This is a genomic window from Chitinophaga sp., from assembly GCF_035538455.1.
Lineage (GTDB): Bacteria > Bacteroidota > Bacteroidia > Chitinophagales > Chitinophagaceae > Chitinophaga.
Genome location: NZ_DATLKJ010000013.1, coordinates 1 through 11,976, shown reverse-complemented (window position 1 = coordinate 11,976; position 11,976 = coordinate 1). Strand labels below are relative to the sequence as shown.

10 protein-coding genes are annotated in these 11,976 nt (G+C 46.7%); 5 read left to right on the top strand and 5 right to left on the bottom strand.

Features of this window, described 5'->3' with window-relative positions; all coding sequences use genetic code 11:
• The 4 genes from VM802_RS01150 to VM802_RS01135 all read left to right on the top strand — a co-directional run.
• A partial coding sequence (locus VM802_RS01150) for an eCIS core domain-containing protein (protein WP_325527089.1) occupies positions 1-3,753 on the top strand: 3,753 nt, incomplete at its 5' end.
• A gap of 28 nt (positions 3,754-3,781) precedes the next feature.
• On the top strand, positions 3,782-4,771 hold the full coding sequence (locus VM802_RS01145) for a WD40 repeat domain-containing protein (RefSeq protein ID WP_325527087.1): 990 nt from the start codon (positions 3,782-3,784) through the stop codon (positions 4,769-4,771).
• A 35-nt stretch (positions 4,772-4,806) separates the two neighbouring features.
• Positions 4,807-6,306, top strand: a complete 1,500-nt coding sequence (locus tag VM802_RS01140) for an eCIS core domain-containing protein (RefSeq protein WP_325527085.1) — start codon at positions 4,807-4,809, stop codon at positions 6,304-6,306.
• A gap of 18 nt (positions 6,307-6,324) precedes the next feature.
• Positions 6,325-7,689 carry an ATP-binding protein gene (locus VM802_RS01135; protein WP_325527083.1) on the top strand — a complete coding sequence of 455 codons (1,365 nt, stop codon included), beginning with the start codon at positions 6,325-6,327 and terminating at the stop codon, positions 7,687-7,689.
• A 12-nt stretch (positions 7,690-7,701) separates the two neighbouring features.
• Here VM802_RS01135 and VM802_RS01130 read toward each other — a convergent pair whose 3' ends face one another.
• Positions 7,702-8,670: a carboxylesterase family protein gene (locus VM802_RS01130; RefSeq protein ID WP_325527081.1), complete on the bottom strand. Its 969-nt coding sequence runs from the start codon at positions 8,668-8,670 to the stop codon at positions 7,702-7,704.
• A gap of 147 nt (positions 8,671-8,817) precedes the next feature.
• Between VM802_RS01130 and VM802_RS01125 the strand changes: the two genes are divergently transcribed.
• Positions 8,818-9,501, top strand: a complete 684-nt coding sequence (locus VM802_RS01125) for a flavin reductase family protein (protein ID WP_325527079.1) — start codon at positions 8,818-8,820, stop codon at positions 9,499-9,501.
• A gap of 43 nt (positions 9,502-9,544) precedes the next feature.
• On the opposite strand, the gene VM802_RS01120 is transcribed toward VM802_RS01125, so the two are convergent.
• The 4 genes from VM802_RS01120 to VM802_RS01105 form a co-directional block, all read right to left on the bottom strand.
• Complete coding sequence (locus tag VM802_RS01120) at positions 9,545-10,069, bottom strand: 5' nucleotidase, NT5C type (RefSeq protein ID WP_325527077.1); 525 nt, start codon at positions 10,067-10,069, stop codon at positions 9,545-9,547.
• An 89-nt stretch (positions 10,070-10,158) separates the two neighbouring features.
• On the bottom strand, positions 10,159-11,292 hold the full coding sequence (locus VM802_RS01115; RefSeq protein WP_325527075.1) for a glutathionylspermidine synthase family protein: 1,134 nt from the start codon (positions 11,290-11,292) through the stop codon (positions 10,159-10,161).
• Between the two features lie 36 nt (positions 11,293-11,328).
• Positions 11,329-11,652, bottom strand: a complete 324-nt coding sequence (locus VM802_RS01110) for a hypothetical protein (RefSeq protein ID WP_325527073.1) — start codon at positions 11,650-11,652, stop codon at positions 11,329-11,331.
• A gap of 19 nt (positions 11,653-11,671) precedes the next feature.
• Positions 11,672-11,976: hypothetical protein (locus VM802_RS01105; RefSeq protein ID WP_325527071.1), on the bottom strand; the 305-nt coding region annotated here is incomplete at its 5' end.

Below are 11,976 nucleotides of genomic sequence, written 5' to 3'. Positions count from 1 at the left end.
GTTGTTCAGCGGATGAGCGAAACGCCTGCTGTACAGGCAAAGGCTGCAATGTCGGCTACTCCAGCTACTCCCGCTGCTGCACCAGCCAGTATAACCGCGGTACCATCATCACATACACCAGCCGCCGCAGTACAGCCACCGGCCTTACAGATGAAGGAACAGGAAACAAAAGAAGAAGAGAACTCGGGCGAAGAAAAGAAAATACAACGCAAGCCTATCTTCGACAGTATGGCTGATCCTCCTGAAGACAGGCTCCAACGCAAGGCTACCGGCGACGCACAAACGGGGCATAGCGAAAATACAGCAAGTCCTTCCGTAGAACAACGTCTTCAGCACACCAAAGGTGCCGGAACGCCTTTGCCATCCGACACGCGTAGTGCAATGGAATCTTCCATGGGGGCGGATTTTAGTAATGTGCGTGTACATACCGGGTCTGAGGCGGCCTCCCTGAGCAATGACCTCCAGGCGCAAGCCTTTACGCATGGGAGCGACATCTATTTCAATGAAGGAAAATTTGATGCCGCCAGCAGCACCGGCAGGCACCTGCTTGCACACGAACTGACACATACGGTACAACAGGGCGCTTCTATCCAGAAGAAGCCCATGCTGTCTCCTGCACCGGATAGTGTTCAGCGGGCGCAGAGCAAGGAACCTGCCGGTGCTGCGGCCGCACACGATACCCCTTCTGCGGAAGTGGTAAATATATCTTCCGGCACTTTTAATCCTTCTGCCAAACTACACGAAGAGATAAAAGCCGCCGGAGAAGAAGGGATGCTGGTACGCATTTCTGGCGGAAAGATTGCCGGCGCCGGCATAATAAGGGTGAGGGAGAAAGAAGGCATATTGGAAAGTGTGAAGAAAAAAGCCTTCCTCCCGCTGAATGTACCCTTGCTGGCGGCCATGAATCCCACGCTGGCAGTCAGCATAGAAAGCGGCGAAGTGAAAGGCTTTGCTACAGTCGGAGAGCATGAAGGTACACGCGCTGTCCTGCAATGGATAGAATCACATGAAGGCGCCCTCAGCTGGCTGACCGGCATCGATGTCGGCAAAGTGCCTGCGGCTGTTACCAATACTTTCGAAAGCGGACACTTTACTTTCACCGCCAACGGCATCAACGTAAAAGTCGGCGGCTTCGCGGACGCCACCATGGACCTGGGCTTCACCGACATGGAGCCAGCCGCACACGTAATAACAGATATAGATATCAAAGGCGTAGCCACCGGCCACCTGGATATTACGTTAAAAGAAAGTAAGTTCTCCGGGGAAGGCAACTTCGCCGTTAACTATCATTCCTTCTCCGGAAACATCGATGCTAAATTTGCAGAAGGTGTACTGGATGTAAAAGGAACAGTGGCCTACGCAAATGATAAGCTGGGTGGTTCCATCACCTTGCTCATGACGGATGAAGAAACGGCGAACAAGTTCGCTGTTAACCAGGTGAAAGGCGGCAAAGCAGAAGAGGCGGAATTACCGGCAGAAGTGCCCGCTGCTAAAGGCAAAGGCAAGCGCGCCCTCGCCGGTATGGGAACCCTTACCTTCAAACTCACAGACTGGTTTGCCGGTACTGTAAATGTTATAGTCGATGGTAAAGGCTATGTGACAGTAATTGGTAAGATAGCACCGCCCAAGGAGATCATTCTTTTTGAGCAGCAGGATCACAGCAAGGAGCTCTTCAAGTTCGAAGCACGCGCGTCCTATGGTATACCCGTGATAGGCAATGTCTTTGTATTTGCTAACATAGGTCTGACCGCGCTTGCGAAGATCGGTCCTGCTAAAATTTACAACATTGAAGTAAATGGCACCTATTCCAATAATCCGGAAATTGCCAAAGAAATATCATTATCAGGCTCCCTGAATATCTCTGCATTTGCAGGCCTGCGCCTGCGCGCTGAAGGTGGCGCCGGTCTTGAGCTGCTAGGTCACGACCTGAAAGTAGGCGTGGGCGTAAATGCTGACGCAGGCGTGAAAGGCTATATAGATGCACGCCCTACCATAGGCTACCGCGATCCGGGAGAATTCTTCTTCAAAGGACACATGGAAATAGCAGCCCAACCATTCCTTGGTCTCAGTGGTGATCTTTTTGTAGAGGTAGACAGTCCGTGGTGGTCGCCATTGCCAGATAAAAAATGGACCTGGCCAATCGGTGCGCTTGAATATCCATTGCCGGGAGAATTCGGTATTGGTGCAGATGTTGAGTACGTATTAGGTTCCGGCAAAGTGCCAGAGATCACCTTCGGCAAAGCAGACTTCGACGGACAGAAATTCATGACCGATCTCGTGGATGATCACGTACCGCAAAAGACCGGCAAAGACAAAGGGGAAAAACAAGGCAAATTTGTAGACGGCGGTGCAGCTGCACCACCAGCCGCAGGCGGCGCACCATCAGGTAAAGCCGGCGGTGGTAAAACAGACAAAGGCGGAAAACCCGCACCGGCGGGCAAACCTGCACCAGGAGCCAAACAGGCGCCAGCCCCCGCAAAAGGTGGTAAAGGCAAAGAAAAGGATAAAGACAAAGCCGATCCGCAGGAAGTGAAGAACTTCGCCGACGCCATGAAGAAGGTAAAAGCACTGGAAGGCCATAAACCCATGACCCATGAAGAGATCGTAGCCGCGGTGGAAGCTATCAAGAAACAACATAACGTCGCTAATATCACCATCGCTGCCAAAGGCAACGACAAATGGAGAGTGACCGGCAGCCTGAAAGGCAAGGGCAATAAACAGTCTGCGTTGGTGCCAGCTGTCATGAAACCTGGTGATGATAAGAAGAAGACAAAGAAGGACGTTGATAAGGATAAAAAATTAGCGGCAGGTGTTCAGGCGTTGAAGGATAAAGATAGGACAGTGGCTGGTGACGGTGTGTTAACAAGAGGAGAAGCGGAAAAGGTCGCTAAGGATGTAAGAAATGAACATAAAAATGTCTTTAAATCAATTACCGTACTTGATGATAAAACAAACTGGAAATATCATTACATTCAGAAGGCGGATAAGCCTGATATAGAAGGAAGTAAGAAAGCGGATGAGAAAACTACCTTAAAAGAAGGCGGTTATCTTAAATCTCCACATGGTATTTTGAAGATTACTAAAGTAGATATTAAGGGTGATAAGGTATACACAATAAAACTAACAGAACCTAAAAAGGAAGGACCTAGATTTGTTATCAGCTCGGCGCTACAGAAAGGGACGATAAAGGTATATGACGATAAAATACTTCCTGTGCGACAGTTACCGGCAGAATGGGACGGTGATAAAATAAGGTCTAGGCTTTATGACAGCCCGTTCAATTGGCAAGGTAAACAAGCCAAGGTTATGGCTGATCCCTCGAAGGGAGAAGCGTGGGTTAAAAACAGAGTTAAGAAAGTGAAAGCGTCAGGTGATGAAAATGCATGGAAAAGATTAGCCATGGACGAGTTTATTGTGGATTTAACTCCAGACAACCAAATCCCGAAGATGGAAGACTATGATCCAGATAAAGTAAAATATAGCGTTGATCATAAAGATAGCATTAGTAAACACTGGAATAAGAGTGGCAATAATGCTGGGGATGATGAAAGAAAGTATCAGGTTGTAGGAAATGACAGCATTCTGCGGGTTATAACAGCACGTTGGAATAGTAAACTTGTACCGATTACTGCTGAAAAATATCATCTTTTTGTAAGGCCCGGATTCAATTCGAAATTGAAACAATACACAACTACTGATTTTACTATTGGAACAGAGTCATTTAGAGATGAAACAGGAAAACCAATAGCTTAAGAGAACCAACAATAATAAAGAAAACTCCATGAAACTTGAACTTAAAGCAAAAGGCCCGGTAACGGACCTGAAGATAAGCCCGGATGGTAAGTTGTTAGCAGTAGTACAAAGAGTTGCTGACGCCGACCTTTCTTTGCTAACAATCTGGAGTACATCAATGTGGAAGTGCATTAATGAAATTAAAAGCAGCAATGGTGTCGGAATTTTAACAACTTCATTTAATCATGATAGTGATACACTTGGGTTTTTATCAGACGATAATATCGTAAGATTATTGGATGTGAAAAAAATGGAAGTATTTAAAGAGATAAGCGTGCCTGTGTCTGAATCTATTCAGTTTGCAAAAAGGAAGGACCTGATATTGATTTCCGGGGAAGATATAAGGGTATACAATACTGCAAGTGGCGAATTAATATGGAAATATGATATGTATAAAGCGTATCAGCCAACACTTAGAATTCCTGATGACTTGTTAACTAATTATTACTCTATTCCAGGTTGGATAAAAAATGGTTCTTATAGAAATGCCCCGGCTGTCGCGGCCTTTTGTGGAGAAGATAATCATGTTATAATGACAGGCAAAAATGATAATATGTTTTCTGTGTTTGAAATCAGTTCTGGTAAATGTCTTAAACAATTCCCAGGAGGTGTTTTACAAGCAGAACGCCTGGAAATTGATCCCAAGGAGAAATATCTTTTTTTGATTTCTAAAATACCAGATGCTAATTTATTATGGGATTTAAAAACGATGGAAAGGATGTTACCCAAATATCTGAACGATGAGTATTATGGTGCACCTTGTTTTTGTTTTCATCCTTCCTCCTCATTTTTTGCTACAGGAGGGAAGAGTGGTATGGTGTTTCTGACTGATATGAAGGACGGAGAGTTCGTCATGATGGAAGAAGTGCATAAGGGAGAAGTATATACATTGCAGTTTACCTCTGACGGTAAAACCTTGATCTCAGGAGGAAGCGATGGGGAAGTATATTTAACTGACATTACCGGTTTTGTTTCGTGATTATTGAAATGTTTGATCTTTATAAATAACCAGATATGAAAACAAACAGCCGCCGTAATCGCCGGCATCGTAACCCTGAAACTGCTGAGAAAAAAGAAACCCCGTTTTTCAGCCCCAAACAGAAAGCACTGCAAACAAAAGAAGATGCTTTCTTCCAGCCTAAACTAACAATAGGACAGGCAGGAGATACCTACGAACGTGAAGCAGACGCCGTAGCGGATAAGGTGGTTAATAAACCATCTGCTAAAGGCAATGCTGTTCAACGCAAGGAGATCTCCGCTGTGCAAGCGATGCCGGAAAAGAAAGAAGAGGAAAAGAAAGTGCAGAAGATGCACAATAAAGATAAGAAGGAGGAGGAGAAAAAAGTGCAGAAGAAGGGTAAGGAAGATAAGAAAGAAGAAGAGAAGAAAGTACAGAAAAAAGGCAAAGGGGATAAGAAGGAAGAAGAAAAACCTGTCCAAAAGAAAGAAGACGAAGAGGTACAAACAAAAAAAGCAGGACCCAATAAAGAAGAAGAAAAGCCTGTTCAGAAAAAAGAAGAACACGAAAAGAAACCCGCTGCCGACGAAATGCTCATCGAAGACAAGGACAAACACGGCCAACCTGCTGTAATGACCAAAGAAAGCCCTTCCCGCGGTACACAGCAACAGAATGAGCACCTCGCAGAGCAACTCAGAGAACAACGTAACCACGGCACGCCGATGTCTGCTGATGTCAACAGAGAAATGAGCCAGGCTATAGGCGCTGACTTCAGCGGTGTAAACATCCACACCGGCGACAAAGCCAAAGAACTCAACAACGACCTCGGCGCTCAGGCGTTCACACATGGTAACGATGTATACTTCAACAGCGGCAAATATGATCCCTCGTCTGCGACCGGGAAACACTTGCTCGCACACGAACTTACACATGTCGTACAACAAGGTGCCGCTTCCGCGCTGCCGGAACATCATGCTGCTCCCGCTGCAACCCACACCGCACCCGGTGTTCAGCGGGAAATGTCTACTCCCTTGCCTGCCGGCGTAACCCCCAATAAAAAAACAAAAGTAGCCAGCTTCAAAGCCGGTGACTTCGATATAGTAGTGAAGCCCGACAGAAAAGCATTGAAGGGAGAAAAAATTAATCCCAATGGCGCCAAAACCAAATTTAATCTTCCATACCAGATCAATCCCAAGTGGACTAAGGATGGTAAGGTAGAAAGCGTTACCATCACCAAAAAACTGGTGCTCGAAACTGTTTATGCCCAAAAGGTTGCTGCAAAGGATAAATCAGGATACGGCAGGGGGGCCATCCAATCAGATATAAAAGAGGGCCATGATACGCTTGGCTTCCATGAAGGTAGTCATGGTACTGACCTGATTGACTATGTAAAAACGCATCCATTCCCTGAAATGGTGATAGAAGCCCCCGTATCCAAAGCGGAATACGAATCGCTGGTGAGTGAGTGGAAAACAAAGCTGAATGAGTTCGTGGCTGATATGCAGAAAACCACTGAAGAAAAAACCGATAATGTACAGGACCCTCCCGGTCAATGATAAGATAGCTGAATGATCATGAAATACAATTCAAAAAACGCACAGGTATTACAGGAGTATTTGTTGTGGCTGCATAATGAAATGAGCCGGCGTCTGTCTGAATACTTCAAACCCGGAGCGGATCTGCCGGTTCCCGCCTCCGCAACTGGTCCGGAGCTGTCCTGGAACAGAGCCCCGGTTACAAAATTCATCCTGGAAAATAAGCTGGATAAAAACGAACAGCTATTGCTGATCATGGCGCTGGCGCCACATATCAACGCGGTCTTCTTTGAAGATGTGATCAATGAATACCTGGTAGATAAGGGCGATTTTCCGCTTATCGGCTGCGTGAAAGGCACACAGTTCCGCGGTATGCTGCCCACCGGAGACACACTGCTCTTCTTACTGGGCGGCCTCGATCTCGCTGAACGCATCAAGGTAATGGGGCTGTTCAGTGAATCCCACCTTTTCGCAAAGCGGCAGATACTCTGGCTGGAATCACCTCCCGATGGAGAACCGGTCATGAGCGGAAAGATTGTACTGTCTCAGGAATTTATTGACCTGTTCCTTACAGGAGAGTACGCCAAACCGCGCTTTGGTAGCGACTTCCCGGCAGAAGGTATCTCCACGCCGCTGGATTGGTGCGACCTCGTACTGAACGCACAGACCATGGAACAACTCCACGAACTGAAAAAATGGTTACGCTTAAAGGATAAACTTATACATACCAATAAACGGCTGAAGCCTGGCTACAGGGCGCTGTTCTATGGCCCTCCCGGCACCGGCAAAACTTTGTCGGCCTGCCTGCTTGGTAAAAGGGATCCCGCAGATGAGAATCAGGAAGACTTCGATGTTTTCCGCATCGATCTGTCGTTGGTAGTGTCAAAGTTCATCGGCGAAACAGAAAAGAATTTATCACGGCTGTTTGATAAGGCGGAACACAAGAATTGGATTTTATTTTTCGATGAAGCGGATGCTCTCTTCGGCAAAAGGACAAATATCCGTGATGCACACGATAAATACGCCAACCAGGAAATCGCTTACCTGTTGCAACGTATCGAGAACTATAATGGCCTGGTAATATTAGCCTCCAACTTCAGAAATAACATTGACCCCGCATTTTCGCGGCGCTTTCAGTCTATTATACAATTCCCCATGCCCGGATATGCCGAGCGGCTGCAGCTATGGAAGATGATCCTGCCCGATGAAATGATGGAGAAAGAAGGCACCATCAATAAAGTAGCTGCCGCTCATGAAATTTCTGGTGCATCCATCATCAATGTGGCACAGTACTGCTTCCTGAAAAATATGCAGCACAACGGTAACATAACTCCTATATCTGCCACAGATGTGGAAGAGGGCCTGATAAGGGAATTTAATAAAGAGGGAAAGATTTACAAATAACGCGGAAACACATTATTCTTTAACTCTGTTGAAGATCTCACTATTGTTAGCCCTTACAACAAAATATCTGGCAACGCCCTTATTGTCTTTTACAAATTCAACATCATAAGGTTCGTTCTCATTCCAGTAGAAAATATTCCCGCCGGCATATTTCAATGTCGTCCGTTCTTCATTTGGCGGTTTCACATAGAGTGTATCATTGCTGGCAATGATCGTGAGCGTGACCTTACCGGAACTATATTTGCCGGCGAGAGAAGATAACATGGTAGCTGTTGCCTGAACCGGTGTATGCCGGAATTTTTTCTGTGCCAGCAGCCACTGATAAAGGCTGTCGGTCTGATATGCCTGTACCCAGCTGTCATGGCCGGTTTCAGGGTAGACGGTGAATTTAACGCCGGAGTTATATCTTTTCAGCGCTTTGATCATACTTTCGCTGGCGCTTAAAGGCACCGAATTATCCTTGGCGCCATGAAAACACCATACGGGCATATGACGTAGCTTCCAGATGTTGGAGCTGTCTCCGCCACCGCATATAGGTATAATAGCCGCGAATTCCTCCGGGTGTGCCATCGCCAGGCGCCACGTCCCATATCCGCCCATACTGAGGCCGGTAAGATAGATACGGTCAGGATCTACACGATATTGCCGTTTTGCATATTGCAGGAGACGGTATAGCTCATCATCTACCCATCCATAACCTGGTTCAGCCTGTGGTGAAATAATAATAAAAGGAAACTTGCGTCCCTCCGCGGCCAGCCTCGGCGGACCATGCGCTTTTACTTTCTCAATATCGTTGCCTCTCTCCCCGCTGCCATGAAGAAAAAGCATAACAGGCCAACGTTTGGTGGTGTCCTGCGTATAGCCGTCAGGGAGATACACCAGGTAATTGGTCTCGCGGATATATTTCGCGGCGGTCTGCTGCGCCTGGCTGCACAAAAAGGCAAAGCAGAACAACGCGCACAGGAAAGAGATTTTTTTCATAATAGTCCGTTACAGGAGAAAAGGTACAATAAAAATTATGTCGGGATAATATTATTTGAAACAAGGAAAGATATATAGCTGCATCTCAGCAAGAACCGGGTTTTAACAGTTATCGGCGCGATATAATTTTACAGAAAATTACTCGCTATGCATATCACAGGAGAACCTCCTATCTTGTATTTCGGAACACCGGTTGTATTGATCAGTACCGTCAATGACAACGGAAGCTATAACTTGGCGCCCATGTCGTCTGTTTTCTGGCTCGGCTGGCGCGGCGTATTGGGACTTTCCGCTTTTTCAAAGACAACAGAGAACATGTTGCGCACGCGCGAATGCGTACTGAACCTCCCTTCCGCGGATTTGGCTGGAGCGGTGAACCGGCTGGCTCGCACCACCGGCAGCAATCCCGTCCCGGAAGGAAAATTGAAACGAGGGTATCGCTATGAGCCTGAAAAGTTTGCCACAGCTGGTCTTACACCTGCTCCCGCTGAAATCGTAAATGCCCCTCTGGTGGCAGAATGTCCCGTACAGCTGGAAGCCCGGGTAGAGGCGGTCCATGAAATAGCGGCCGATAATCCCGTTCAGAAAGGTCGCATCGTTACTTTCGAAGTGCGCATTATTCGTGTGCACCTGCATACTTCGATATTAAAAGAAGATAATCCCGATAAAGTGGACCCGGATAAGTGGCGGCCGCTGATCATGAGCTTCCAGGAGTTCTATGGCCTTGGCGAACGAATACATACCTCTACACTGGCGGAAATACCAGAAGCGCTTTATTTTAGTAACGACATAGAACGCGCGCGGGTATCAAGGACAACAATTGAGCCTTAAGTAAATAAAGTAGGATTAACTTATAGCCATCGGGGGCCAATAACTACAATAACTTCACTGCTGCATCTTCCCAATTCAGAATACGCTCATATCCTTCAATATGAATATTATGATGGCCCGTATATAGAAGCGGTTTGCCTTTGAAGTTTTCAAAGTTACGTACCAGGTCGTCTATCATAAAGTCAGCGTTAACGATGGATTTGTCTCCGCAGAAGCAGTATTGGCGCCAGTTCAGGAAAGGAAAAAACTCCTGCAGCCAGTCGTATTTATCGCGCAGTGAAGTCGGGAATTCCATGGCTGCGGACACGATGTATACTTTATATTTCTTATTCAGCGCTGCAATCACCTCTTGTGCATGCGGAAAAATTTCAAGATCTCTGAAGAACCCCGGTGTATGTAAATACTCTTTTATTTTATCCTTATGTTCCGGCGGCAGTATGTCTGTCAGTGTCTTGCCGTGCAGCTCTTCCGTTGTAAACGTTTTCCCGTAATCGCGGTAATACCATTCCCTGGCTTTTTTGATAGGGTCGGCAATGGTTTCGTCCATGTCTATAGCTATAGATAACATCGGGTTAAATTTTTGGATAGACAAGATACATTTTTCTTGCAAGGAATGCAAAGGGAGCAAAGGTGCCTTTGCATTCCTTGCAAGAAAATCTAACCATTAATCAAGTGAGGTACAAACCGGCTCTTATTATCAGTTATCAGTGTATCAGATTCCCGGATACCAATACCCGCAGCCTGCTGGGCAATCACCCAGCTACCGATCACAGGGTATTTACCCTCAAAGGAAGGAAGCTCAAAAAGCTCCTGGAAGATATATCCTTCGCGGCCATAGTTTCCGCCTGAGAATTGCACCATATGCCCATGATCTACAAGATCAATGTTGGCGCCTTCACGGGAGAAGATAGGCTTCTTTACAAAACGGCTCATACCATGCGCGTCAAAGTAGGCGGGCAATAGAAGAGGATGATTGGGATACAGCTCCCATAAAATAGGAAGAATCGCCTTGTTGGACAACAACTGTTTCCACGCCGGTTCTATCCAGTAACTACGGTTTACATCTTCCGGTATATTTCTCCCGAAATCTTCCTGTAGCATCCATTCCCACGGATACAGCTTGAAAATATTCTTAATAGGTAAATCTTCTGCGTCTACAAACATGCGGGCGCCTGCATCCCAGCCCAGGTCATCTATAAAGAGCAGCCTGGTGCTCAGACCGGCCTGCATGGCACAGTCGCGTATGTATTCTGTATTGGTAAGATCTTCCAGTGTCTGCTTGAGGCACGCAAAGTGAAGCATGCCCGGATGCAGGTATTCAGAGAGATACTTCCACCCATCGATAAGCTTTTCATGAATGGAATTAAACTGATCTTTCGATTTGTCGAAGTCCTGCAGCCAGAACCATTGCACAATACCAGCTTCATACAGGGAAGTAGGAGTATCGGCATTGAACTCCAGCAGCTTGAGCTGTTTGTTTTTATAGCAGAAGTCAAATCTGCCGTAGATAGCAGGATGATCTTCCTGCCAGGTTTTCTCGATGTAGGGAATAATCCATTCAGGAATGCTGAAGAGATGGTACAGGTTGTTGTCCATCACATGCTGTACTGCACCAAGGCACATGTCCCACATTTCCTGGGTGGCATTTTCTATCATCGTTATTTCTTCCATATCAAAAGCGTAGTAAGCGCTTTCATCCCAATAGGGAACGTCGGTGGTATGGAAGCCAAATCCCAGCTGCTCCACGGCATGCTGCCAGTTATTGCGTGGGGTGATATTGAATCTTTGCATCTTGCTAACGTTAATGTATATACGGATATCCGGAGATCAGGACGACACGCTGTAGCCATGACCGCCAAAGCCTCCACGGCTGATAGTACCTTTTACATGATTATAGCCCATATTGGAATGCTCGCTGATACCGCCGGAATAATAACCTGCCCGGTGATAGCTGCCGCCATACCAGGAACCATAAGGCCTGAAGGCATAGTACCAGAGTCCCGCTCCATGGGAATGATAATAGGTACGGTTGTATCCTGCCGTAGTATCGCCACGCATATATACCCTGCGGTGCTCATCCCGGGTAGGCCGGTTGCAACTGGCCAATACAGCAGTTATCAGGACCAGTTGTATATGCGCCGATTTTTTCATGTTCCTGATGGGGTTTGATTTATTGAACGGTGACATATATCTCGTAGTCCTTTTGCAGGTTAATACTCTTGGTATCGCCATTCTCATTCTCACCGGTTTCAGTGCTGTAGCCCAGAGAAGGAACGGTGTCGTTGTGTACTACCGTCTTGTACAGGTTGAAGTTCGCCCAGATCTTATGGGTCGTAGTGATAATGTCATGGGTGCTGTCGAGGTGTGCGGTGGTGATCATGGTCTCCACTGCGCCTGCCTTGTTGACGGCCGTAGTTACATCCTCGTTTTCATCTTTGCAGCTGCCCAGCGTCAGTACAGCAGCCATCGCTGCCG